This window comes from Methanohalophilus profundi, from assembly GCF_004137855.1.
In the GTDB taxonomy this organism is placed as follows: Archaea; Halobacteriota; Methanosarcinia; order Methanosarcinales; family Methanosarcinaceae; genus Methanohalophilus; species Methanohalophilus profundi.
Genome location: NZ_QBKB01000002.1, coordinates 921,083 through 945,490, shown reverse-complemented (window position 1 = coordinate 945,490; position 24,408 = coordinate 921,083). Strand labels below are relative to the sequence as shown.

The window sequence follows — 24,408 nt, the reverse complement described above, 5'->3', positions numbered from 1 at the left end:
AAACTAACACGTCCTTTTGGAGTGAAATTGTTGGAAGTAGCTATCGACTTTATATCTTTCAGGTTAATTAGTTTGGTTATATGGGATTTTGTCAGAAACCTAATTAATGTAAAACATCAGAGGCTGTACCTATTGATAATCGGTATCATTACTGAAACTGTTTAATTTTTATAGTATATTCTGCTTACCTTCTAGAAGAATGAATCTGGTGCAATGTATCAATTTTACTTTTAAGAGGTGCTATAATTAAAGATAAATTTGAGAAATTGGGTTTCTTTATTGAAAAACGACCTTTAATTATACTCCTTATTGCATTCTTATTCATTTTTGTTGCTTTTCAGGGAGCACAACAAATAGGTATGAGTACCGGTACAGAAACCTATGTCGATAAAGATACAAAAGTCTACCAGGATTATGAAAATCTTTATCTTCGTTATCTGGGTGCCCATTCGATAGTAATAATGATAGAAGATGAGGATATCAGGTCACCTGAAGTTTTAAAAGCTATTGACAGATTGGACCAACAGATTTCCGATATACCAGGAGTTGTTGAGACTTTACACATAGCAGATGCGGTCAAGAATGCAAACTACATAAAAACAGGAAACATGGTAATTCCTGAAAATCAAAAAGATATTGTAGTGCCTGAAAACGGGGAAACTGAACTTCTCCTTCCTGACAACACTCACACACTTTTCTTATACAAACATCCGGAAATACTGCTGATGTTAGACTCGAAAAAATTTTGCGTGAAACAGAAAAATCCGTTCTGTATGCAGATTTCCCACCGGCGACCTCTGTTGTGGTTACAGGGGAAGAGGCATTTTCAATTGAAATGAAAAATGCGATACGACAGGCAATGCCCCCTCTGATTGGTGCATCTGCCATTCTTATCATAATTGCCCTCTATATGACATTTGGGGGTGTAAGATGGCGGGTTTTACCGATATTTATTGTCGGTGTCGGAATTATTTACACATTTGGTGCTATGGGTTATATTGGCATTCCCATGACAATGGTGTCCATGGCTGCATTTCCAATTCTTATCGGTATGGGGATTGATTATACAATCCAGTTTCATAATCGGCTGGAAGAGGAACTGTCATCACAGGATTCAGAGAAGGATGCAGTTATAGAAACGGTCAAACATACTGCACCTGCCATATTGATAGCATATAGTATCAGTGCATTGGGCTTTGTATCCCTGTTAACATCTTCTGTTCCCATGATACGGGATTTTGGAAAAATGCTGTTTATTGGTACTTTTCTGTGCTATATAGCAGCTCAGTTTGTAGGGGTTCCTGTAATTCATATCTTAGCCAGAAAATATAAGAAAAAATCTTTTGGAAATTCTCCTTTTGATGATAAAACCAATACAAAACCTCAAAAGCCTACAATGATTGAACGTTTTCTTGATAAAACAACTGTATTTACGTTGAATCACCCGGTGCCGATACTTATAATTGCTGCAACGTTGTGTGTTTTTGGATTGTATGCAGACCAGTCTGTTCCTGTGCAAACAGATGAAAAAGAATTTGTGCCTCAGGATATGGAAGCTCTGATACATATAGATAATTTTTATAAAATAACTGAAAGAGGAGAAAGTGTATATCTGGTTATTCAAACCGGGGATAACACCAATCCTGAATTAATTAAATGGATGGATTCTTTCTCTGATTATATTGTTGATTCACGTAGCCATGTGTATGGATCCAGAAGCATTGTATCTGCTGTAAAATCTCTGAATTCAGGCTCAATACCGGATACAAATAGTGAAATTGCAAAAATCTATGATACTATCCCGCAAAATCAGAAGGCTTCATATTTACATGGAAATAATCTGCTCATGATGGAATTAAGTGTTAATAATGATCTGGATGGGGAAGGGTTGGGAAATCTTATCGGGCATCTAGAGGAAGATATTGCGTGGTATCAATCTCCTCCGGATACGGAAATTACAATTACCGGAAATAATGTGGTTTTTACTGCAATTATTGATGCGCTTACAACAGGCAGATTCGCAATGACACTTCTGGGAGTGTTTATGATTTTTATCGGATTACTTTTTGTATACAAGGACTGGTTGAAAGCTCTTGTACCTGTTGTAACCATGTTCATGGTAATCGGATGGGCAGGGGGAGCTATGTATTATTCCGGGCTTTCCTATAGTCCCATGACAGCTACCCTCGGGGCTATGATTCTTGGAATCGGGACGGAATATGCTATTCACATAATGGAAAGATACTATGAAGAAAAAGAGAAAGGTGCAACATCTTTTGAAGCTATGAGGGAAGCCAGTACAAAAATAGGATCAGCTATAGTTACATCCGGACTGACAACAGTTTTTGGATTCTCTGCTTTGATCGTTTCTCCTTTTTTGATCAATCAAAATTTCGGTATGATTACAGTACTGATCGTATTGCTTGCACTTGTATCCTCCTTTTTTGTGTTTCCGGCTACTATGATTTTGCTGGAAAATATTCGTGATAAAAGAAAAGGAAGTCTTGATTTATGAAAAAAGCCATTCATTTAATCCTTTTGATAATGATGTTTTCTATTTCCACAGGAGCCTCTGCTGAAATCACATCGATTCCCCCACACAACACAATAGATTACTATGAAGCTTCCGGGGTGCCGAATATACATGGCTCTTTACTTTCAAATCCTGAAGTTGAAAAAGGTGAAACCAGAATCATAGAAATCAATCTTGCAAATAAAGGAATAATTCAAGCTTTAAAGATCAATGTTGTTCCACAGGACCCACTGGATATTGAATTGGCCCAGAATGAAATGGAAAAAGAGAAAATGAGGACGGTGGCACATGGCGTCAAAGCAGAACTTGTATCCCCGAGTCCCTATATCTACATTAGACCTGAAACGAGTGTGTATACGATCAAGGCCTTAAAACCCGGTATGATTCTTGAGCATCCCTTAAGATATACAATTGATATCGATAATAATGCACCTGCAGGGAACTATTCCCTCAATCTACAGGTGTCTTATGAATATCAGAGCCAGGTTAGGACGGTTACAAATAACGAAATTCTGCAGGATACCACTGAGAGACCTTATATATCGTATTATAAGAATGCCAATACAAGTATAACTTTTCCCATAGAAATTGAAAAATCTCCAAACTTTGAAATCACAAATACCCGGGGCAACATTTCAGTCGATGACGGGGGTGTCATTAATATCGCCTATAGGAACATCGGCGAGAATGTGGCAGAGGATGCATCTGTAAAACTTACTGCTATGGATCCATTGGAGATTGAACATTCCATTGCCACACTTGGTGACGTTAAACCCAATGAAACTGTAACCGCCAGTTTCAAATTTTCAACGGGGAGAGGTGTAATTCCAAAGAATTATTCTATCTCAAGCAGTGTGAAATATTTTGACGATGAAAAAATCCAATATTCAAATATATTGGTTTCAAAAATAGAAGTAGTACCTTCTGATAAATGGATGAGCCTTTCTACTCTTGCATTGATAATAATTACCTCATTGATTATCTATTTGATAGTGGATACTGTCAAAAATAAAAGAAATAATAAGGGTGTATGAAATGATCGGTAGAAACATTGTATTACTGGCAATTGTATGTTTATTTATTGTTCTTTCCTCTTCAACAGCCATTGGAACATCCATTGGTTTTAATGTCTCAGAAATTGAAAACGATGACTCAATTTACTGGACCGTCTCTCCCCAAAGGTCTGAGAATTTCAATTTCGGGGATAATTTTTATACTACCTATGGCAGCCCTGACCTAAAAGCAAGTATACTGGGAAATAATGAATTTTCAAGTGGTCATATTTATGATTTGAATATAAATCTTGCAAATAAGGGTACAATTACCGGCTTTGAAATCAAAAACGAAGCAGACGACAATCTGGACCTAAAGCTCCAGTCAATAGAGAGAGGTTATGAAACAGAAAAGATTACAGCGATAGGTATTACTTCGATCCTCCTTTCACCACACTCGTTTATCGATGTAAAATCCGGTTCACAGGAATCAGGTACACTTCGTTCAGGTGAACAAACTCAATCCCTTCCTAAATTTATTGTGGATATAGCTGATGATGCACCGGCGGGGACCTATTCTCTTGTATTAAAGACAGTGTATGGCTATCAGGAAAACGTACAGGTGAGCGGTGATGAACTTACGGCTGACGGAAAGATCAAAGATGTCGAAATTGGGATGTGGTATGAAGCAAAAACCCAGAACCACACCATTCCCATAATTATCAAAAAGGAAGCAAATTTTGATGTAATCAATGTTACTTCTGATCTCAGGAGCGGTGAAGAAGGTATAATAAAAGTCACCTACAAAAATACAGGAAACCTTCCTGCAAAGGATGCTACTGCTAAAATAAGCGTATATACACCCTTCAGCACAACCGATGATCAAGCATTTCTCGGTGATATTGAATCCGGAGGTACTGCACAGGGGGTTTTCAGTTTGAATGTTGATGGAGGGGCAATATCCAAGAACCATTCCATAAATAGTGAGATTCGTTATGAGGATGACGAGGGCGAAACACAATTATCAGACACCATGAAAATTTCAGTTAAAACGTTGCCTGCAACTTCCCTGAAGGATAAGGTTCTCAGCAATACATGGATGTTAGTGATCCTTGGAATTCTGGTAGTTGTTTCAGGAGGATTATTAATATACAGGAAATCAATCAGGAAAGGAAATAAGACACTACCATGAATGCTGCTGTCCTTCTCATTAATGTTATGGCTCTGGCAGGTATTCTAGTTGCATTTATGGATGACCGGGAAAAAGCAATTCTCTCAATCAAAATTGCATTTAAGGGTTTCATGCAAATCCTGCCTGTGACATTGATCATACTGATTGTGATTGCTTTGTTCCTTGGTTTTGTTTCCCCTGAAAACTTATCCGGATTTATTGGGCAACAGTCAGGATTAGGCGGTATTTTGTTAATCGGGGTTGCGGGGGCTATTATGCATATTCCCGCAATACTTTCATTTCCTCTGGCCGCTTCTTTGCTCGAAAAAGGTATATCTTATACCGCAGTGGCCGCTTTGATCACGACTTTGACAATGATTGGTACGGTTACATTACCTCTGGAAATCCGGCAACTGGGCAAAAAATTTGCACTGCTTCGAAATGGAATAAGTTTTGTTATTGCCATTGTTATTGCTTTAATTGTGGGTGTGGCAATGGAGGCAACCTTATGGCAATAAGTTCCCAGATCAGCAATCAGCAGAACCTTAAAGATTGGATTTCTTTTGGAATTGTATTGTTGATTGCCTTTGTGTTTCTCAAAATATATCCTTCCAAAACCGGGAGTGTAATTGAATATTTCTGGCAATATACGATGGAAATGGTTCTAATTCTCCCGGCAGTTATGTTGATAATGGGGCTTTTTTCAGTATATGTTTCTAATAATATGATAGAGAAATATCTTGGCAAATATGCTGGAATAAAGGGTATGTTTCTATCATTTTTCCTGGGTTCTTTACCTACAGGTCCCTTGTATGTTGCTTTCCCTATAGCATCTCATCTGCTGGAAAAAGGGGCTCGTGTATCCAATGTCATAATCTTCCTCTCGGCGTGGGCATGCCTGAAGATTCCACAGGAACTGATGGAGTTTCAGTTTTTAGGCTGGAAATTTATGTTTTTGAGGTTATTTTTCACTGTAATTTTGGTAATCATAATGGCTAAAATAATTGAATATTTTTTTGAAATTACTGATGATAGGTTATAATATCAGCCTTTCAGTCCCCTACAAAATTCACAACAGGAAACACTAGGATAAATTTATCACAGTTTAGCATTCCTCACCGATATGGGCATTTTTTTGATCCTGATTGCATTGTGAGAACATTTGCCGATACATACTCTGCAAACCATACAGCCCAGAGCCCGGCTGATTGAGTTTTCCATGCTTTTTTTCAGATTAACCAGCTTGGTTATGCGGGATTCTGTCAGAAATTTCTATGGAATCTGTAGTAACCTGGCTGAATTAAGAAAACTTTATGTATCGTTATGTCCATCCGAACATATCGTTACATGTTATGAAAGTAAGACACTTTCTCCATAGAGGAACTCTCATGCATAAAAAATTCAGGTATATTCTATTGATATTTGTGATCTTGTTTGCGGTATGCACAAGTGCATGCGTAGATCAAGAGGAAGTTCCTGCGCAGGGCACAAGATCGATAACTGTTATGGCGGGAAGGACAGTTGCAATCCCGGCTGAGGTTGACAGGGCAGTTGCCACTTCTCCTCCTGCAACAATGCTAATCTACATGCTGGCTCCTGATAAATTAGCAGGCTGGAATTCTATGCCTCAGGAGTCGCAAACATATCTGAAACCTGAGTATCAGACCCTGCCTGTGATTGGCGGTTGGTTTGGTAAGCAGGATGGAAATTATGAAACCATAATATCCATGGGTCCCGATATCATCTTTGAAGGCTACAACAGTGGAGGGGATGTTAATTCTACCATCAATGAAAGACAGAAAAAATTCGGTACAATTCCGGTTGTGGGTATTGAATCGACAATTGATGCCATGGCATATGCAAAGTCAATCAAATTCATGGGCAATGTTCTCGGAGAAGAAGAGAGGGCAGGTCAATTGATCTCTTTTTACAAAAGAGCACTTAACAATGTCACTGTAAAGGTCTCACAAATACCTGAAGATGAAAGGAAACGGGTCTATTATGCAGAAGGCACGAATGGTCTGCTTACGGACCCGGAAGGTTCTCCGCACAGTCAGTTGATAGAGATATGTGGTGGTGTCAATGTAGCAGAATGTCCCATTGAACAGGGTTATGGAAGATCAGTGGTGTCCATCGAACAGGTATTGCAATGGGACCCCGAAGTTATCATCACAGGTGACCGAATTTTTTACAAAAATGTATATGAAGATCCTCTCTGGCAGGACATCACTGCGGTAAAAAACGATGAGGTATATCTTTTCCCGGATGCTCCTTTTTGCTGGTTTGACAGGCCACCGGGTGTTAACAGGATAATTGGTATTCCCTGGACAGCTAAAGTGCTCTACCCTCAAGAGTTCAACGATCTTGATCTCAGGGGCCATGTAAAGGAATTCTATTCAGAGTTCTATCATTATGAACTGTCGGAAGATGAGATCGATGAGTTATTGAACCCGGCTGCCGCAGCAAATTAAAATTTTATCGATAGTTTCAGACGGAGGTGCAATTAAATGACAGATGAAATAACTGGTCAAGTTGGGTTTCATGATGATTATGCCGAAAATTTCGAAGATGTTGCTGCCAATATCTTTGCTCCTATATATCCTGTTATTTCACAGCAGATAATCAACAGATGCCAGATCATGAGCGGGACATTCATAGATGTGGGCAGCGGACCTGCATCACTTGCGATAGCCCTCAGTAAGTTTGTCGATGGCAAGGTCTATGCAATGGATTTTTCTGAAAAAATGCTCGCTATAGCAAAGAAAAAGATTGAATCAAGGGATTTGAATGCAAATGTTACCCCTATTTTCGGTGACATTCATGATATGCCTTTTGACGATTGTTTTGCTGATCTGGTCGTAAGCCGCGGTTCTCTATTCTTCTGGCAGAACGTGCCCCAGGCTTTCAGGGAAATATATCGTGTGCTAAAACCCGGTGGTATGGCCTATATTGGAGGTGGTTTCGGCACAGCGGAACTTAAGTCAAAGATCACACAGGCCATGGAAAAAAGGGACCCTACATGGCCACAGTGTGTCGAAAAACGATTGAACAAGACCAATCTGGATTCTTTTAAAAAAGCACTGCATGTTGCGGAAATTGACCATTACAGGATAATAGATGATGAATCTGGTTTCTGGATATGTTTCAATAAGGTGGACTAACCTATGAAGTGCAACATATGTGAAATCGGCTGCGATCTTGCAGAGGGAAAGAGTGGCCAATGTCGTATGTATACCAACAAAAATGGTCAGATCACCGAGAGATTTCCAAACACCTACTTCACAATGTTTCCGGTTTCCATTGAGACCGTTCCCCTCCTTCATTTCTATCCGCAGGGTAAATTTCTGCAGGTTTGTACCATTGGCTGCAATTTCAAATGTGAAGGCTGCATCTCGGAGATCCTGGCATCCCGTCTTCTTTCAACTAATAAAAAAAAGTGGAATTAGCAATGAGAATGTTATCAATAAAGCCCTTGATGAAGACTGCATAGGGATTGTTTTTTGTCTCAATGATCCGGCTGTCTCCTATTTTACATTCCGCGACCTTGCTAAAAAGGCCAGGCAGAACAATCTTTTGATCGGTTGCTCCACTAACGGATATTTTACAGAAAACGCATTGAAAGAACTAATCCCTTTGATAGATTTCGTAAATATCGGTATAAAGGGTTATTCAGATGAAAGGTATATTTCGTGCGGTGCCAGAGGTTCGGGACCAGTTTTCAGGAATCTGAAATTACTCAAAGAAAGTGATGTTCATGTTGAGGTTTCTACCATTTACATCAAGGGTTCAGAGGATGAAGTCATAAATACTGCAAAATTTGTTTCCTCCCTTTCAAGGGATATACCGTTTCAGGTCATGAGGTTTGTACCTTTTGGAGATGCAGCCCCTCAGATCGAACCAACGATAAGGGAAAGTGAAGTGCTGTGTGACAAATTAAGCCAGCACTTAAATTATGTGTATCTTTTCAATTCTCCGGGTACCGATCATTTGAACACGGTATGTCCAGAATGCAGTAAAATCATTTTCCAGAGGGAGTTTTTTGGTCCCATGGGCTCCCGTACTTTATCCTACCTGCCGCAGGGGGGATGTGAGTGTTCGAATCCGGCCTTTTTCAGAGGAGAAGTAAGTGAAGTTTCTCATCATGAACCGGGATTTATGGGAGGATACAGGATAACCCGGGCGCTGGAGATGATCCATGCTATTCTTGTCTGCCTTGGGGTAAAAGATGATTATAAACTTGCAGAAATATGGGCCAATGTCATGGAAACAGGATATTTGGAGCAGCTTCATACCAGTTCTCAGGACCTTGACTCCTATTTTGATGTAATTGAACATTTTGCCGCCCTTGCAGACAGGAAAAAGGAAGGAATGGAACTTGTGGCTTATATGAGGGAGAAACTGGATTTCATACGGTCTGTGACAAATGACATTGAAAGGCCACGGGTCTATTATTGTATGGGATATCCCCTTTTTGCACTCAATGGGGAGCGAATTGAGAATAATCTTGTTGAAGCTGCAGGCGGGGAAAGTGTAAACAAGCTGATCGACAGGGAGGGAAAACCCGGGGTTGGTATTTCTCATAATGAATTTGCCGGGATGAACCCTGAGTTCATATTCATATCAGGCTTCCTTTCAACCCCGTTTCCGATTCATATGCCTATTGTAAAAAACATGGTCTATCTGCAGATGCCTTAAAAAACAGGAGGATATACGGTCTTCGTCCATTATGGGATTTCGGAAGTCCTAGATGGATATTGGGGCTGATGTACATAGCAAATAAGTTACATCCTGATGTTTTTAATTTTGATATTGATAAAGAAGCAAATCAGTTCTATAAAAGGTTCTATGGTGTGTCCTTTGATTCTTCAAGGCACAACAGGTCTTTTTACAGCGTTTCATCCAGGCAATGATCCCACTTTATCGAACCGATTTTAGGAAATGAGATATAAATGTCATATGATATTGGAAGAATCACAGGTTTGAAATTGGGGATTCATAAGAGAATCTCTGAGGGTAATACACAGATATTCCTCGCATTTTTCCTTATGATATTTCTCTTTGTACTTTCCCTTTTTATGGGAAGGTATTCAATTCCTCCACAAACTATAATGACTAGCATTATTTTCTGGCTTCTATCATTAGGAAATGTGGAGCCGTCAAATGTGGGTACTGTCATATTTCAGATACGTCTTCCAAGGATAATTGCAGCTATGCTTGTAGGGGCTGGATTATCTATATCCGGAGCTTCTTTTCAAGGCCTTTTCCGCAATCCGCTGGTATCTCCCTATATTTTAGGAGTGGCTTCAGGGGCTGGATTTGGTGCCTGCCTGGGTATCCTGATAAGTGAGAATATATTTGTTATCCAGTTAATGGCATTTTCTTTTGGAATACTTGCAGCTTTTCTAGCTTACAGCCTCAGTAAGTCCTGCAAAACAACGGCCACGCTGGTTCTTGTACTTTCAGGTATTATTGTAGGTGCAGTTTTCACTGCTTTGACCTCACTGGTAAAATATGTCGCAGATCCATATGATAAACTTCCTGAGATGGTATTCTGGCTCATGGGAAGTCTCTCATCTGTCAGGGTCGAGGATCTGATGTATGCTTCACCTGCAATTCTTGCCGGCATGCTTGTTCTTATTCTTATTGGATGGCGCATCAATGTCATCTCTTTGGGAGAGGAAGAAGCCAGGTCACTGGGTATAGATACTAAGAAAATGACAATACTGGTCGTTATTTGTGCTACTCTGGTCACTACTTCTGCAATTAGTATCAGCGGTATTATTGGATGGGTAGGCCTTGTCGTACCCCATATTGCACGGATGCTGGTTGGTCCAAGTTACAAAAAACTGTTGCCAATGTCAGTTTTCCTCGGTGCATCTTTTCTTTTGGTCGTAGATGATCTCGCAAGGACATTAATGAGCATAGAAATTCCTCTGGGAGTTCTTACGGCATTGATAGGAGCGCCATTTTTTGCTTATATTTTACAAAAAAAGAAGGTTGGTTGGTCATGATATTAAGGGTAGACAATGCTTCATATTCGTATGGTGGCAAGGAGAATGTATTTGAGGATATTTCCTTTTTTTTAAAAAAAGGGTGAGACTTTATGCATACTTGGTCCCAATGGGATTGGTAAATCAACACTGCTAAAATGCCTCGGCAATGTATTGAAATTAAGTGAAGGCAGCGTCTTTATTGAGGGAAAAGACATCTCTTCGATGAGCAGAACAGAGATTGCTCAAAAGATAGGTTACGTTCCCCAGTCAGATCAATCGGTATTTCCCTTTTCTATACTGGATTTTGTAATGCTTGGAAGAGCACCTCATCTTTCCTTCTTCTCCTCTCCTGGAAAAAAGGATCACAAGATAGCTGAGAATGCCATCAATAAAGTGGGGATATCTCATTTGAGGAACAGGCCTGTTACAGAAGTAAGTGGTGGCGAAAGACAGCTTGCTCTGATTGCAAGGGCTCTGGCACAGGAGCCGGAAATTTTGCTTCTGGATGAACCGACATCCCATTTGGATTTCGGGAACCAGGTACATGTTCTGAACCTTATTGAAAGACTAACATCTCAGGGCACTTCTGTAATTATGAGCACGCACTTTCCGGACCATGGTTTTATAGGCTCTAAGAATGTAGCGATAATGCTTGAGAATGATTTCATAGACCAGGGGACTGCTGAAGAAGTAATTACAAAAGAGAACATGGCTCTTGCATATGGTGTCGATGTAACCATCGATCATGTCAGTTCCATACAGAGAAATGTATGTCTTCCTCTTTAACTATGTCAGCTTTTTTCAGTCCCGTACAAATTTCACCACAGGGCAGACCTCTATACATTTGCCGCAGTGGGTGCACTTATCCCCTATATAGGCAATTTTGTTTTCAATCCGGATTGCGTTGTGAGGACATTTGCCGATACACACCCCGCAACCCGTACAGCCCAGAGCCCGACGTATGGAGTTTTCCGTATCCTTGAGGAGTTTCCCGGCATCGGCTTTGGAAGATGCCCTGACTCTTACTGAACCTGTGGCAAAGACCTGCGCTGTATCTTTTTTCCGGGTGATCATTGCTATCTCGTCTGTATATTTCACCTCACCGATAGCAAGCAACATGCCGCTTTTCCTTATTTTTTCCATGTCAAGAGCTGTGGAGAAACTTCCCTCAGCTGTCATTTCCCCGGTGGTGCAGGGGCGATGGCCCACACTGGAGGTAAATGTCAATTTTTCAGGGTCGTATTTGGTGGGAGCGGTATTAATTCCCAGTTCTTCGGCTATTTTTTTTTATGTTGGGGGGAGGGATTTCCATCGCCAGAACCCATAATCAGCCCACTGCTTGTCGATGCCGCTTTTCTCGGCATAGGCATACAAATGGTTCATCAGTTTTTCTTCGTAATGGGGATGGGTCTTTTTCAGGCGTTTCAAATCCCCCAGGGAAGAAGAGGGACACAGCCAGCATCCCATCCGGTCAAACCCTTTCTCATAGAGGGGGTTGTAGGGCAGTTCATTCATGAATATGTAGAGCCAGATGTGCAGGGCAGTCCAGTCTTGTATCGGTGAGGCTGCGGTCTGGTTGCCCACCCAGGGATTTTCCAGACACGATTACTACGGGCCCGGGTGGTGGATTCATATTTGCGCTGGCCTACAAAGGTCAGGCAGCCCTTCTCATAATTCTCCTTTATCAACCGGCTTAGGGGGCCTAGTTTGCATATTTTGCAGCACCACCGCATTTCCACTGCAGGTGGGCCGAATGCATCTATGGATTCCCAGAAGGCATCCCCCACACTTATGGATTTGACCTCTTTTGAATATAATTCTCCCACATGCCGGATGTTGTCCAGTGTTTCAGGGAATTCAAGCCCGGTATCGGCAAACATAATTTCATAATCTCTGACGCAATCATCCACAAGCTGGACCACTGCAAGACTGTCCTTGCCTCCGGAATAAGATACGGAGATAGGAAGATCCTCTTTTTCAACAGTTTTCTGGATAAAGGTGTGGGCTTCTGCAATTGACTCATCCATTATCGATTGGTTTGCCCGGATAACATCGCTCCAGCATGAAGGTTTTCTGTCATGGACTTTTGAAGGCGTATCCGCTTTCCACCGGGGTTTGACCGCAGTGCCTTTTTTGGCTTCCATCATTTCCCGGCCATCCATTCGTGCACGCCCGGTGGCAACGACTTCTCCGGCAGGGGTGATTATTATGACCTCATCCTCTTTCTGTATTCCAGGGTCCGCATCCAGTACTCCCGGAGCAAGCAGGTTTGCACCTTTGTGCAGGAATTTTTTCACATCTTCCTCGATGGTCACGTAACCTGTAAGGGTTTCTTTGCCTGCCAGAATCCGGCGGCCGGCTTCCAGGCGGGGCAGGAGCACCCATTCAAGTTTGCCGATCTCATAACGTATGCTTGCAATTACTTCGCCATCAACAATAATCTCATCCATGCGGTCTTCGTAGGGTGCCTTGTTGAGCAGCACTACCCTGTCCCTGTCAAGAAGCGGGTTGTTGAATTGTTGTTTTGATATCCGGTTTATGTGTTCGATATCGTGCAAAAAGCCGGTCTTATATCTCCCGGGGGTGTAACATTTACTTTAACACATTCATCCCCGCAGGCACACTTATTACCAAGAACCGGTACATTGCAGCTGTGGCACCATTGCAGCAGCAAATCTCCATGGAATACAGGTTGTGACATCTATGCTGGAAATCCTGTACTGGTTAAATAATATTGTGGTCGTTCTCAGAAGAACTTTGAAGCCAGGGAATTGCCCTGTGATTGGCACATCTGTTCGTATGAACAGTATCCACACAGTTTTCCCCTCTTTGCCTGTGGCATTTTTCCGTCTTTTATCTTTTCAATCCGTTTGAGGATATTAAGCACCTCCCTGCGCTCGGCTGGCCGTATTTTCACAGGTCTTACCTGACCCTGGGAGGCATAAAAAAGCACTGCGGAATTTACCGTTTGGTCGTATCTTTCTTCTGCAAGTATGGCATAGGCTGCCAGAGGTATCCGGTCATTTTTCCAAACACCCTGCTCCGGGGCATTACCGCTCTTTATTAGCAGAGGCATCTTCTGGTCATCGTGAAAGACGATTGCCGATGGTGCACCACTTAAGTTTAATTTATCCGAATGCATCAGGGGTTCGATTTCAACGGGTGTTATTAAATCAAGCATTTCTTCATCAGATTGGTTCTTTAAGTTGGCTGCTATTGCAGGCAACATTTCGTTTACATCTTCCACAGCATCTTTGAATTGGTTTTCATCAATGTCCTCCAATTCGTCAGAATAGATGGTCATTATTTCCTGTACTATTTCTTCGACCCGTGTTTGCAGCAGGGGGAGTATTTCCTGTTTTGATCTGGCAATCTCTGCACAGGAAAGAGCCAGTTCTTTTAGTAGCAAATGGCGGATGTAAGGTTTTTTAAAATCATCTACTATTGTTTCATTCCTGCTGGCAAAGTATACCTTTCGGGGGCATTTCGTGTAGAGGACTACTTCCGAAACATTGGAATTTGTTTCACAGAACATTGCACACATATTTAGAAGTTAACAAATTGCATAATATTTAAGTTAAATGAATATCCGGATGTCGGCAATAGACGAATCGACATTCGTTAAATATATATGCATGCTGGTATTGAGGTAATTGTAGCACATGACCGAAGATGCATCAAAGGAAAACTTACGTCACCGCCTGGCAGAAAAGATGGCTGGTGAGATCACTCTTTCGGATAAGCCCGGTGAGGCTCTGAAAAATGGAGACTCAATTTCGAGATCGCCCAGACTGATATATCGTCATATCTGGGTGTTTCGCCATCTGTGATAAGTGACTATGAAAGTGGAAGGCGAAAGTCTCCGGGAACCCTTATCGTCAGCAAGATTGTGGATGCTCTGATAAATATTGATTCAGAAAGCGGAGGCCACAAGATACACGCCTATGAAGGCATGCTGTACAGTGATCAGGTATCAAAAGCGGTCTATGCAACTTACGAATACACATATCCAATGCAGCTTGCAAAACTGGCCACTCTTATCGAGGCGGATGTGGCCAACCGGGGTGTGGAAAAACCCCTGTATGGTTTTACGGTGGTAGACAGTAAGAAAGCAATTCTGGAACTGTCTTCCCACGAATTCCAGAAACTTTATGGATGGAGCACAGAACGTGCCATGATATTCACAAAAGTGTCTACAGGGAAATCCCCTATGGTAGCAATTAGGGTCACAAACCTGAAACCCGCAGCAGTGGTTCTGCATGGCCTTAGTATCAGGGATGTGGATCCAATGGCCAAAAAAATGGCAGAAGTTGACAGGATCCCTTTGCTGGCAACGACTATGGACCTTGATGAATTGATCGAGGCATTAAAACACTACAGTCAATATCAGGTAATGGAATGATATTTATTTTTGATCAAAAGGTGATTTAAGCAATGAGCGTAGGGATTGTTTCATACGGTACATATATCCCCAAATTCAGGATAAAAGTGGAGGATATAGCAAAGGTATGGGGTGATAATGCAGATATACTCAGTGCAGGCCTCATGGTGAATGAAAAATCCGTCCCGGATCTGGACGAGGATACTGTAACAATTGCAGTAGAGGCTGCAAGGGCTGCAATTTGTCGCAGCAGTCTTGATCCTTCCAGAATCGAGGCAATATATACAGGATCTGAAAGTCATCCCTATGCGGTCAAACCCACCAGTACAATAGTGGCTGAAGCGGTGGAAGCGACCCCTGAGATGACTGCAGCGGACCTTGAATTTGCCTGTAAAGCAGGAAGCGCCGGTATGCAGGCATGCATGGGATTGGTGCAATCCGATATGGCAGATCTGGGGCTTGCAATAGGTTCGGACGTATCACAGGGTGCACCCGGGGATGCGCTGGAATATACCGCTGCTGCTGGCGGTGCGGCTTATATTATAGGCAACAAGGAAGAAGAAATGGTGGCAATTATCGAAGATACCTATTCTTTCACGACCGATACACCTGATTTCTGGAGGCGTGAAGGTATGCCTTATCCCGAACACGGCGGACGCTTCACCGGAGAACCCGGTTATTTCAAACACGTCCTGGGTGCCGCAAAAGGTCTGATGAATAAACTTGGCACTTCAGCTGAGGACTACGATTATGCAGTTTTCCATCAACCCAATGGTAAGTTCCCTTCCAGAGTGGCAAAAATGCTGGGATTCAGTAAGGAAAAAATTGCCCCCGGTCTTGTGGTCACAAGATTGGGTAATACTTATTCCGGTTCATGCCTGATGGGTATCGCAGCTACTCTTGATCAGGCACAGCCTGGAGACAGGATATTTGCCACAGCCTTTGGTTCAGGTGCAGGGGCAGATGCCTTCAGTTTCAGGGTAACGGACAAGATTGATAAGATAAGGGATAAAGCTCCCCGGGTAGAGGAATTGCTTGCAAATCCTGTCTACATGGATTATGCAATGTATGCAAAGCATAAAGGCAAGATAAGACGTGCATGAGGGGATAAAAATGAGAGACGTTGCAATTATCGGAAGTTATACTACCAAATTCGGTGAGATGTGGGAGCGCTCTTTCCGTGACATAGTTGTTGAGGCCGGAGTCGGAGCTCTTGGGGATGCCGGAGTTGGTGGAGAAAGTATCGACAGTATGTTTGTCGGTAATATGAGCGGCGGACAGTTTGTTGAACAGGAACACATCGGTGCCCTGATCGCTGATTATTCCGGCCTGGCAGCCGGTTTGCATGTACCTTCCACCCGTGTGGAGGCCGCCTGTGCTTCAGGGGGATTGGCCTTCAGGCAGGGAATACAGTCCGTTGCATCTGGTTACAATGATATTGTGGTAGCTGCAGGCGTTGAAAAAATGACAGACGTTTCTGCAGTTGGCGCTTCTTCAGCCCTTGCGGCAGCAGCTGACCGGGAGTGGGAGGGCATGATGGGTGCCACCTTCCCCGGTCTGTATGCCATGATAGCCCGCATGCATATGCAGCAATATGGAACAACCAGTGAACAGCTTGCACAGGTTGCTGTGAAAAATCACAAGAATGGTACCAATAATCCAATCGCCCAGTACAGGAATAATATCACAGTGGATAAAGTGCTTAATTCCATAATGGTCGCTGACCCCTTACACATCTTTGATTGCTCTCCGATTACTGACGGAGCAGCCGCTCTTGTGCTGGCTCCTGCCGAAGAAGCCCACAAATACACCGACACTCCGATATATATAAAAGGGTCCGGACAGGCAAGTGATACTATTGCCCTGCATGACCGCCGCGACATTACCACTCTTGATGCGAGTGTCTATGCTGCAAAACGAGCCTATGATATGGCAGGAATCGGGCCGGATGGTATCGATGTGGCAGAGGTGCATGATTGTTTCACCATCGCAGAAATATGTGCCATCGAAGATATTGGATTCGTAAAGAAAGGACAGGGCGGCAGATTTGTTGAAGAAGGCAATACAGCGATTGGCGGCAGGATCCCTGTAAACACTTCAGGTGGCTTGAAAGCATGTGGTCATCCAGTGGGTGCTACAGGCATCAAACAGGCTGCAGAAATTGTCAACCAGCTTCGCGGAGAGGCAGGGAAAAGACAGGTAGAAGGTGCAAAGATCGGACTGGCTCATAATGTAGGAGGGTCCGGTGCGACTGCACTTGTACATATATTAGGCAGGGAGAGGTGATTATAGATGTCTGTTGCAAGATTCTGGAGACAGCAGGTACAGCGATATAATCTCGTAGGTAACCATTGTAGAAACTGTGATGACTATTATTATCCTCCGAGGACTACCTGTCCGTTTTGCAGAAGGAACGGGGAGATGGAGGAATACAAGTTCAGCGGCAAAGGTGAACTTGTAACATATACGATAATCCATTCAGCAGCTGAAGGGTTTGAACACCAGACACCCTATGTGCTGGGTATTGTGAAACTGGAAGAAGGCCCACGTCTTACATCCCAGATCATAGCACAACCAGAGGATGTGAATATCGGTATGAAGGTAAGGCCTGTGTTCCGCAAGCTCGGTGAAAGCGGGGATAAGGGTATGCTCCATTACGGTACCAAATTTACACCGGCGTGATGAGATGCTTGAGGTAGAAGTAAAATCCCGTATCGACCTGTCTCATGCCCGTGGAGTTCTTGAGGGGCTTGATGCAAAATTCCTGGAGACAGAGGAGCATTTTGATATTTACTATAATGCTCCGCACCGGGATTTTGCAGAAACGGATGAAGCTTTGCGTATACGTTCTGTTAATGACAGGCAGGTCCTGACCTACAAGGGTAAAAAACTGGATGAAGTAACCAAAAGTCGTGAGGAAATCCAGACTCATGTGGAAGCCGAAGCCATGATACAGATATTGGAAAGACTTGGTTTCAAAGAAACTGCCAGGGTCCAGAAGATGAGGGATGTTTTCAAAATAGGCGACATCACCCTGTGTCTGGACGAGGTGGATTCCCTGGGTCAGTTCATCGAATTTGAGATAATCTCTGATGCTGATATGGAGGAAAGTAAAAAACGCATTTTTGCGATGATGGAAAATTTTGGCCTGAAACCTGAAGATTCCATCCGTAAATCCTATCTGGAACTGGTGATGGAGTAAACTCCATCATCCAATCCGGGTTCCATTCTTTGCTTCTTTTTCCGGTGCAAGCAGAATTGCACCGCCGTCTTCGTCCACTCCGGCAAGCACCATACCGAAAGATTTGACACCGCATAGCTTGGCGGGTTTGAGATTGGCCAGTACGATTACCTGTCTGTCCTTTACTTCTTCGGGGCTATGGGTCAGGGCAATTCCGGCAACTATCTGGCGTGGCGTTTCTTCTCCGATATCAACTTCCAGCCTGAGTAATTTGTCGGCCTTTTCGACCTTTTCAGCTTCGACAATGGTTCCTACACGCATATCGAGTTTACCAAAATCTTCGAAGGTGATTTCTTCGCTATCTGTCATTTTTTGTTCTCCTTTCTTGCGGTTTTGTTTTTCATTGGCTTCCTTGACACGCTGTGATGCAATGGCTTCCATCTTTTCGATGGTTTCATCCTCTATTTTCTTGAAGAGGATGGAGGGTTTGTTAAGGGGTGTACCCGATTCAACAGGCACTGTACCCTGACTGTAGAGTGCTGTGTGTACATCACTCTCCATACCGAGCTGTTTCCAGGCATTTCCGGCCTTTTCAGGGATCAGGGGTTCATAAAGCAGAGTAAGGGCTTTGCCGATCTGCATGCAGTTTTTGAGTACGCGGCCACATTCTTCTTTTTCTTCTTTTACCAGGTTCCAGGGTTCTCTGTACTGGAAATAGATATTTCCATAGGAAGCAAGGGTCATCACGCTGTCTGCATATTTCTTGAACTCATACTTTTCCATTGCCTCACTTGCTTCATCAATGGTATTCTGGATGGTTTCCATGACTTCATCATCCAGTTTTCCTTCCGGAATGGCCTTGAAGTTCTTGTAGGCAAAGAGCAATGTGCGGTAGAGGAAATTGCCGAAGACTCCTACAAGTTCGGTATTGGTTTTTTCCTGGAATACTTTCCAGGAGAAATTGAGTTCTTTTGTATGGGATGTGTAACTTGCCAGATAATAACGCAACAGGTCCTGGTGAAAACCCTGTTCCATGTAGTCATCACCGACCCATACAACGTAACCACGGCTTTTTGAGAACGTTTTGTTCTCTATCTTTACCATACCCGAGGCTACCACAGATGAGGCGGGTGAATAGTCAGCACCTTTGAGCATGGCAGGCAGGAATATACAGTGATGGTAGATTATGTCTCCACCGATGAAATGTACTATTTCACCATCATCCTTCCAGTATTTTTCCCAGCTGTTACCGGTTGCGTTTGCCCATTCTTCGGTGAAGGCGATATACCCTATGGGTGCATCCACCCATACATAGACGACCAGGTCATCACCCCCCGGGAACTTGACACCCCATTCGAGATTGCGGGTAATGCACCAGTCATCAAGTCCCTGTTTTACCCATCCTAAGGCGTAGTTGCGGGCATTGGATGTACCGTCAAGCTTGTCAAGATATTCGAGCAAATAATCATTGAACTGGGATAATTTGAAGAAGAAGTGTTCCTGTTCCTTATACTCGGCAACCCCGCCACAGATGGTACAGACGGGATTTTTGAGTTCTCCGGGTTCGAGGTGTTTTCCACATCCCTGATCACATTCATCACCCCGGGCACTTTCTGCGCAGTGCGGGCATTCTCCTTCCACATACCTGTCGGGGAGGAATCGATTACATCCGGCGCAATATGCAATTTCTATAGTTTTGGGGTATACGTAATCGTTTTCTATTAAACGGTTCACTATATCATGAGTGCGGTTATGGTTTGTTGGATCATCGGTTGTACCGAAGGCATCGAATTCGATACCCATTGACTTGAATGTCTCATCAAAATGGGTATGGTATTTCTTGATCAGGGCCTGGGGGGTAGTATTTTGTTCCTCTGCATTGAAGACGATGGGGGTGCCATGGGTATCCGAGCCACAAACAAATGTAACCTCATGGCCCATTTTTTTTAATGACCGTACAAATATGTCTGCAGGAATATAGGTCCTTAGATGACCGATGTGGGCCATTCCGTTGGCATAGGGTAATCCACAGGTCACAAGTATGGGTTTATCGGGTGAGAAGCGTGACATGTTATTTCTCCGTTTGTATCAATATTATTGGTGATAATGTGTTTGCAATGGGATGGGGTACAATTATAAAATACATTTCGCTCCCTGTCTTAATAGGGTAGGCGCGTCAGAAGGTATTTGAATATTCAGGGGAATATTTGCTTTTATATCGAGGAAAACAATGAACGAAAACGATCCCACCAATAATGATGAGGGCGAAAGTTTATCGGGCAATGAGCGGTTTCTTGCAGGCAGCGATAAATCCCTTTATACGGAATTAGAAGATGATTCGTATGAAGAGTCTGTGCAGGAACAGCCTGTATCCGGTTCGCCTCCTATTTCCCCTACCGATGAACCCGGCAAAGGCCGGATGGATGTTCCCCAGACACCGCCTGAAAAAAAAAGTAACGTTGGTAAGTATGCCGCCCTTATTGCGGTCCTGTTTTTGATAATCGGTTCGAGTTTTGCAATAATCTATTATTCAGCCGGAGGGGATTTTTATCCCGATAATGACAGGGTGGCTGTAATCTATATCCAGGGTACAATGCTAACCGGTTATGTCCCTTCAGGACTGGGGTATGCTACATCCGAGGATATCGGTTCCAGTATCCGGAAGGCAGTTGATGACGATAGCGTAAAAGCCATTGTGTTGCGGGTCAACAGTGGTGGTGGTTCTGGTGCTGCATCAGAAGAGATCAATACGGAAATAAGAAAAGCCCAGCAGGCAGGTGTGCCGGTTGTAACTTCCATGGGAGGTGTGGCTGCCAGTGCTGCCTATCATGTATCTTCAAGTACCGATCTGATAGTTGCAAATCGAAATACAATGACGGGTAGTATAGGAGTAATCTGGACCTTCCGTAATATGTCTGCTTATTATGAGGAGGAAGGCATCGATCATTATGTCGCTAAATCAGGTGAGTTCAAGGATATGGGCGGAACATGGCGCGGTTTAACCGACGAAGAGAAAGAGTATGCAGATCGTGTAATAATGGAAAGCTACAATCTTTTCGTGCAGGATGTGGCCCAGGGGCGCAATATGACGGTCAGTGAAGTGAAGGATATAGCAGACGGGCGTATCTACACAGGTGTCTCTGCCAAACGTATCGGGCTAATCGATGAGTACGGCAATTTGTATGATGCTATCGACAGGGCTGCTGATATGGGGGGAATTGAAGGAGAACCCACTATTTACTATGTGAACAAACCCTCTATCACAAACCTGTTATTTGGCTCGGAAGTACAGAATGATAACATGGTCGAGCATTTTGTGAATTACTATGAGAAATCTCCCTTTGGCAAACTTGCATATTGAAGGTGTATTGGATGACAGGAGCAGGCAGTAAATTGCGGTGTTTGTGCAGTTGCAGCTTTTAAGGATGATGAACTGAATTCCCTGCTTGGCCTTGACGGAAACAAACATTTCGTGGTTTACCTGGCTGCTGTGGGAAAACGGGATTGATTTATCCCATTTTTTCCAGTTTCCAGCCCAGGTGTTCTTTTATTATCACATAAGCCATCTGTGGGGGGAAAGCTCCCGCTTCGGTCACGATCAGGTCGATGTATTCTGATGGTGTGACATCAAAGGCAGGATTGCTTATTTTTACATCTGGCATGTCGCCAAGTTTGTCTTTGGAAATGACTTCTTCAGGGTCACGTTCCTCGATTTCCACCAGATTACCAAAAAGGGTAGAGGGGCTGAATTTGTAGGTCTCGGCTGCGGATATGAAGTTGACACGGGCTTCATGGGCTGCCAGGGCCAGCTGGGATGTACCGATCTTATTAACAAGAGCACCATTTACGGTTATTGAATCTGCACCCACAATGACAGTGTCCACATTTTTCATTGTATATCGCACTGCGGAATCTACGATGAGGGTTGTATCAATTCCGGCGTCACTGAGCTCTTTTATTGTGATGAACCCCTGTCTGCGGGGTCGGGACTCGGTTGCATAAACTTTTATTCTTTTTCCCTGGTTTTGGGCGGTTTTTATGATTGCAATGGCTGCGTGGGAATTACAGTGGGTCATGACGGTATCCCCGTCACGGAGGCGTTTTGCACCAATCTCCCCTATGTTATCAAGGGCGGTGTCTGCATTTCGGATAAATTCTGTGGCGTTATCCAGGATCTGGCTGCGTGCTTTTTCCACAGTTTCTGCATCATAACTGCCCGCCAGCATTACCGCATTGGGCAGGGAGACAGCTGTGGGCCGGGTTTCAATAAGAATGGATTTGGCTTTTTCTACTTTCGATACAAATTCTTCAAAGGACGAGGTTTCCAGCGTTTCCACATAATCCCGCAGTGCCTTAGCAGCTGCAGCGGCAATCCTGCCTGCCCCGCGAATCTCCATTGTCCGAATCTTTTCAGCCGTGTCGAGTAACTGCTGCATAGCTATTTGGATGGGATGTGGAAGGATTTATAGGTATTGTAATTCAGGTACAGTTTTAATAGTTTTTTCATGTTATCCGCAACTATAATATTTCACAGGATCAAATCGAATCAATCATGTCCGATGCACCGAATCACAACAATGATACTGAAGAATGCCTTTATGAAGAGGAAGTGGAAGAATTGATGGTCAGGACTTCCAGAAAGCAGGTTCGATCGGATTATCGGCGCAGTCTGGGCTCGGAAGCCAGCAGAAGGTACTGTGACATAAATAACAAGAAGAACTAAAAGGCTGGCAAAATTCCTTATATTGCAAATACATACTTTCCTGCATGCCATCCATGGAATCAATCAATCCATCAACCGGGGAACTGGTGGAATCCTTTTCGATGCACAGGTCGGAAGATGTCAGGGAAATCCTTGAGAACTCATATCAGTCATTTCTGGAGTGGAAATCCCTTGATGTTGATGTGCGGTGTGATTATCTGCGGCAGGTTGCGAAGGTTTTGCGCCAGCGCAAGCAGGAGTGTGCAGAACTGATCACCCGGGAGATGGGAAAACCCATCAAACAGTCGCTGGGCGAGATTGAAAAATGTGCCCTGACATTTGATTACTATGCTGACAGGACACCTTCTCTTATGGAGCCACGTGGGGAAGATACCGATGCAACCTCTTCCAGTGTATTCTTTGAACCGATGGGTCCGGTTCTGTGCATAAAACCCTGGAATTTTCCCTTCTGGCAGGTGCTCAGCGCGGCTTCCCATATTCTGGCCGGTGGCAATACTATCCTGCTCAAACATTCATCCAGTGTACCTGCATGTGCCCTGAAAATCGAAGAAATAATGCAGCAGGCCGGATTACCAAAAGGTGTATTCCAAACTCTCCTGATTGATGGCAAGACAGCTTCCTCCCTGATCTCCTCTGACAAAATTGCAGCTGTGTCCTTTACCGGAGGAACTGAAGCCGGGCGCCGGGTTGCTGTGGAGGCGGCTTCATTCCTGAAAAAATACGTGCTTGAACTCGGAGGTAGCGATCCTTTCGTTGTCCTTGAAGGAGCTGACGTACAAAAGGCTGCAAAGGCGGCGGTGGCTGCAAGGTTTATCAATACAGGCCAAACCTGTATTGCTGCCAAGCGTTTTGTCGTGGAAGAATCATTGATGGAGGAATTTAAAAGACACTTCATTGAGCACACACGTAGTATGAAAGTTGGTGATCCGCTGGAAGAGGATACAGACATCGGTCCTCTTGTCAGGGCAGAAGAAATGCACAGATTGGGTTCTCAGGTGGCAGACTCCATTGAAAAAGGCGCAAAGGTTGAACTTGACGGTGGACTGGTTGAAGGTGCAGGATTTTTCTATTCGCCGGTTGTGCTTTCCGGAATAACTGATAAAATGGATGTAATGCGTCAGGAAACGTTTGGCCCCGTTGCTCCTCTGATCTCCGTGAACGATGAAGCTGAAGCGATAAAGGTTGCAAATGCCACTCCCTACGGGCTGGGTGCAAGTATCTGGGGAGGTGATTCAGCTCACCTGCTGGAAATCGGAAAAAGGATTCAGGCGGGAGTTGTCGGGATAAACGGTTTCTTCAAACCGGAAGCATGCATGCCCTTTGGAGGTATGAAGCAAAGCGGGGTCGGCAGGGAGCTGTCTGATTTTGGCTTCTACGAATTCATGCACATCCGATCCCTGAAATCCTTCTAAACAAATCTCAGGTCAGAATTTC

At 43.6% G+C, this 24,408-nt stretch carries 24 protein-coding genes and 1 pseudogene; 19 read left to right on the top strand and 6 right to left on the bottom strand.

Annotated elements, in window-relative coordinates; all coding sequences use genetic code 11:
• Positions 1-359: 359 nt before the first annotated feature.
• The 11 genes from C9889_RS10370 (at position 360) to C9889_RS04930 (ending at position 11,475) form a co-directional block, all read left to right on the top strand.
• Positions 360-839 carry a hypothetical protein gene (locus tag C9889_RS10370; RefSeq protein ID WP_225419991.1) on the top strand — a complete coding sequence of 160 codons (480 nt, stop codon included), beginning with the start codon at positions 360-362 and terminating at the stop codon, positions 837-839.
• Positions 743-2,515, top strand: a complete 1,773-nt coding sequence (locus C9889_RS04975; protein WP_225420099.1) for a hydrophobe/amphiphile efflux-3 (HAE3) family transporter — start codon at positions 743-745, stop codon at positions 2,513-2,515. The genes C9889_RS10370 and C9889_RS04975 overlap by 97 nt, the downstream gene beginning before the upstream one ends.
• A complete protein-coding gene (locus tag C9889_RS04970) occupies positions 2,512-3,567 on the top strand; it encodes a COG1361 S-layer family protein (protein ID WP_129597652.1) in 1,056 nt (351 codons plus the stop codon). The genes C9889_RS04975 and C9889_RS04970 overlap by 4 nt, the downstream gene beginning before the upstream one ends.
• A 1-nt stretch (position 3,568) precedes the next feature.
• Positions 3,569-4,717, top strand: coding sequence for a COG1361 S-layer family protein (locus tag C9889_RS04965; protein WP_129597650.1), 1,149 nt, complete (start codon positions 3,569-3,571; stop codon positions 4,715-4,717).
• The gene (locus C9889_RS04960; RefSeq protein WP_129597648.1) at positions 4,714-5,214 is read left to right on the top strand and encodes a permease; all 501 of its coding nucleotides are present in this window, start codon (positions 4,714-4,716) and stop codon (positions 5,212-5,214) included. The genes C9889_RS04965 and C9889_RS04960 overlap by 4 nt, the downstream gene beginning before the upstream one ends.
• Entirely contained in the window at positions 5,205-5,738 is a 534-nt protein-coding gene (locus C9889_RS04955; RefSeq protein ID WP_129597646.1) for a permease, read from the top strand. Before C9889_RS04960 ends, C9889_RS04955 begins: the two co-directional genes overlap by 10 nt.
• 346 nt (positions 5,739-6,084) lie before the next feature.
• Positions 6,085-7,167: an ABC transporter substrate-binding protein gene (locus C9889_RS04950; RefSeq protein WP_129597644.1), complete on the top strand. Its 1,083-nt coding sequence runs from the start codon at positions 6,085-6,087 to the stop codon at positions 7,165-7,167.
• A 36-nt stretch (positions 7,168-7,203) separates the two neighbouring features.
• The gene (locus C9889_RS04945) at positions 7,204-7,857 is read left to right on the top strand and encodes a class I SAM-dependent methyltransferase (RefSeq protein ID WP_129597642.1); all 654 of its coding nucleotides are present in this window, start codon (positions 7,204-7,206) and stop codon (positions 7,855-7,857) included.
• Positions 7,858-8,056: 199 nt separating this feature from the next.
• Positions 8,057-9,391, top strand: coding sequence for a radical SAM protein (locus C9889_RS04940; protein ID WP_225419990.1), 1,335 nt, complete (start codon positions 8,057-8,059; stop codon positions 9,389-9,391).
• Positions 9,392-9,645: 254 nt separating this feature from the next.
• Complete coding sequence (locus C9889_RS04935) at positions 9,646-10,707, top strand: FecCD family ABC transporter permease (RefSeq protein WP_129597640.1); 1,062 nt, start codon at positions 9,646-9,648, stop codon at positions 10,705-10,707.
• A gap of 96 nt (positions 10,708-10,803) precedes the next feature.
• Complete coding sequence (locus tag C9889_RS04930) at positions 10,804-11,475, top strand: ABC transporter ATP-binding protein (protein WP_225420098.1); 672 nt, start codon at positions 10,804-10,806, stop codon at positions 11,473-11,475.
• Positions 11,476-11,490: 15 nt separating this feature from the next.
• Here C9889_RS04930 and C9889_RS11175 read toward each other — a convergent pair whose 3' ends face one another.
• The 4 genes from C9889_RS11175 to cas4 form a co-directional block, all read right to left on the bottom strand.
• A complete protein-coding gene (locus tag C9889_RS11175; RefSeq protein WP_318531526.1) occupies positions 11,491-11,868 on the bottom strand; it encodes a 4Fe-4S binding protein in 378 nt (125 codons plus the stop codon).
• Positions 11,869-11,976: 108 nt separating this feature from the next.
• Entirely contained in the window at positions 11,977-12,273 is a 297-nt protein-coding gene (locus C9889_RS11170; protein WP_394342231.1) for a phosphoadenosine phosphosulfate reductase domain-containing protein, read from the bottom strand.
• Positions 12,201-13,247, bottom strand: a complete 1,047-nt coding sequence (locus C9889_RS11165; RefSeq protein ID WP_318531524.1) for a phosphoadenosine phosphosulfate reductase domain-containing protein — start codon at positions 13,245-13,247, stop codon at positions 12,201-12,203. Before C9889_RS11165 ends, C9889_RS11170 begins: the two co-directional genes overlap by 73 nt.
• A 188-nt stretch (positions 13,248-13,435) precedes the next feature.
• On the bottom strand, positions 13,436-14,224 hold the full coding sequence (gene cas4, locus C9889_RS04920) for a CRISPR-associated protein Cas4 (RefSeq protein ID WP_164999284.1): 789 nt from the start codon (positions 14,222-14,224) through the stop codon (positions 13,436-13,438).
• Positions 14,225-14,351: 127 nt separating this feature from the next.
• On the opposite strand from cas4, the pseudogene C9889_RS04915 reads away from it, so the two are divergent.
• The 5 genes and pseudogenes from C9889_RS04915 (at position 14,352) to cyaB (ending at position 18,272) form a co-directional block, all read left to right on the top strand.
• Positions 14,352-15,091, top strand: a pseudogene (locus C9889_RS04915) (helix-turn-helix domain-containing protein).
• Positions 15,092-15,123: 32 nt separating this feature from the next.
• On the top strand, positions 15,124-16,173 hold the full coding sequence (locus tag C9889_RS04910; protein WP_129597636.1) for a hydroxymethylglutaryl-CoA synthase: 1,050 nt from the start codon (positions 15,124-15,126) through the stop codon (positions 16,171-16,173).
• A gap of 10 nt (positions 16,174-16,183) precedes the next feature.
• Entirely contained in the window at positions 16,184-17,356 is a 1,173-nt protein-coding gene (locus C9889_RS04905) for a thiolase domain-containing protein (protein WP_129597634.1), read from the top strand.
• 6 nt (positions 17,357-17,362) lie between these two features.
• Positions 17,363-17,752 (top strand): Zn-ribbon domain-containing OB-fold protein, encoded by a 390-nt coding sequence (locus C9889_RS04900; protein ID WP_129597632.1) that lies wholly within the window; start codon positions 17,363-17,365, stop codon positions 17,750-17,752.
• Between the two features lie 4 nt (positions 17,753-17,756).
• Positions 17,757-18,272, top strand: a complete 516-nt coding sequence (gene cyaB, locus C9889_RS04895) for a class IV adenylate cyclase (protein ID WP_129597630.1) — start codon at positions 17,757-17,759, stop codon at positions 18,270-18,272.
• A 6-nt stretch (positions 18,273-18,278) separates the two neighbouring features.
• Here the strand turns inward: cyaB and metG are convergent, their stop codons facing one another.
• The gene (metG, locus tag C9889_RS04890) at positions 18,279-20,321 is read right to left on the bottom strand and encodes a methionine--tRNA ligase (RefSeq protein WP_129597628.1); all 2,043 of its coding nucleotides are present in this window, start codon (positions 20,319-20,321) and stop codon (positions 18,279-18,281) included.
• A 160-nt stretch (positions 20,322-20,481) separates the two neighbouring features.
• Between metG and sppA the strand changes: the two genes are divergently transcribed.
• Positions 20,482-21,612, top strand: coding sequence for a signal peptide peptidase SppA (gene sppA / locus C9889_RS04885; RefSeq protein WP_129597626.1), 1,131 nt, complete (start codon positions 20,482-20,484; stop codon positions 21,610-21,612).
• Positions 21,613-21,760: 148 nt separating this feature from the next.
• On the opposite strand, the gene C9889_RS04875 is transcribed toward sppA, so the two are convergent.
• Positions 21,761-22,687: a ribose 1,5-bisphosphate isomerase gene (locus tag C9889_RS04875; protein WP_129597624.1), complete on the bottom strand. Its 927-nt coding sequence runs from the start codon at positions 22,685-22,687 to the stop codon at positions 21,761-21,763.
• A gap of 116 nt (positions 22,688-22,803) precedes the next feature.
• On the opposite strand from C9889_RS04875, the gene C9889_RS10065 reads away from it, so the two are divergent.
• A complete protein-coding gene (locus C9889_RS10065; RefSeq protein WP_164999283.1) occupies positions 22,804-22,974 on the top strand; it encodes a hypothetical protein in 171 nt (56 codons plus the stop codon).
• A 44-nt stretch (positions 22,975-23,018) separates the two neighbouring features.
• The gene (locus C9889_RS04870; protein WP_129597622.1) at positions 23,019-24,386 is read left to right on the top strand and encodes an aldehyde dehydrogenase family protein; all 1,368 of its coding nucleotides are present in this window, start codon (positions 23,019-23,021) and stop codon (positions 24,384-24,386) included.
• The last annotated feature ends 22 nt before the right edge of the window (positions 24,387-24,408 follow it).

Bases quoted from the DNA above. Each gene is read 5' to 3' on its own strand.
- C9889_RS10370 (WP_225419991.1), top strand. From the start codon at position 360: ATGAGTACCGGTACAGAAACCTATGTCGATAAAGATACAAAAGTCTAC.
- C9889_RS04970 (WP_129597652.1), top strand. From the start codon at position 2,512: ATGAAAAAAGCCATTCATTTAATCCTTTTGATAATGATGTTTTCTATT.
- C9889_RS04965 (WP_129597650.1), top strand. From the start codon at position 3,569: ATGATCGGTAGAAACATTGTATTACTGGCAATTGTATGTTTATTTATT.
- C9889_RS04960 (WP_129597648.1), top strand. From the start codon at position 4,714: ATGAATGCTGCTGTCCTTCTCATTAATGTTATGGCTCTGGCAGGTATT.
- C9889_RS04955 (WP_129597646.1), top strand. From the start codon at position 5,205: ATGGCAATAAGTTCCCAGATCAGCAATCAGCAGAACCTTAAAGATTGG.
- C9889_RS04950 (WP_129597644.1), top strand. From the start codon at position 6,085: ATGCATAAAAAATTCAGGTATATTCTATTGATATTTGTGATCTTGTTT.
- C9889_RS04945 (WP_129597642.1), top strand. From the start codon at position 7,204: ATGACAGATGAAATAACTGGTCAAGTTGGGTTTCATGATGATTATGCC.
- C9889_RS04935 (WP_129597640.1), top strand. From the start codon at position 9,646: ATGTCATATGATATTGGAAGAATCACAGGTTTGAAATTGGGGATTCAT.
- C9889_RS11175 (WP_318531526.1), bottom strand. From the start codon at position 11,868: ATGACAGCTGAGGGAAGTTTCTCCACAGCTCTTGACATGGAAAAAATA.
- cas4 (WP_164999284.1), bottom strand. From the start codon at position 14,224: ATGTTCTGTGAAACAAATTCCAATGTTTCGGAAGTAGTCCTCTACACG.
- C9889_RS04910 (WP_129597636.1), top strand. From the start codon at position 15,124: ATGAGCGTAGGGATTGTTTCATACGGTACATATATCCCCAAATTCAGG.
- C9889_RS04905 (WP_129597634.1), top strand. From the start codon at position 16,184: ATGAGAGACGTTGCAATTATCGGAAGTTATACTACCAAATTCGGTGAG.
- C9889_RS04900 (WP_129597632.1), top strand. From the start codon at position 17,363: ATGTCTGTTGCAAGATTCTGGAGACAGCAGGTACAGCGATATAATCTC.
- cyaB (WP_129597630.1), top strand. From the start codon at position 17,757: ATGCTTGAGGTAGAAGTAAAATCCCGTATCGACCTGTCTCATGCCCGT.
- metG (WP_129597628.1), bottom strand. From the start codon at position 20,321: ATGTCACGCTTCTCACCCGATAAACCCATACTTGTGACCTGTGGATTA.
- sppA (WP_129597626.1), top strand. From the start codon at position 20,482: ATGAACGAAAACGATCCCACCAATAATGATGAGGGCGAAAGTTTATCG.
- C9889_RS04875 (WP_129597624.1), bottom strand. From the start codon at position 22,687: ATGCAGCAGTTACTCGACACGGCTGAAAAGATTCGGACAATGGAGATT.
- C9889_RS10065 (WP_164999283.1), top strand. From the start codon at position 22,804: ATGTCCGATGCACCGAATCACAACAATGATACTGAAGAATGCCTTTAT.
- C9889_RS04870 (WP_129597622.1), top strand. From the start codon at position 23,019: ATGCCATCCATGGAATCAATCAATCCATCAACCGGGGAACTGGTGGAA.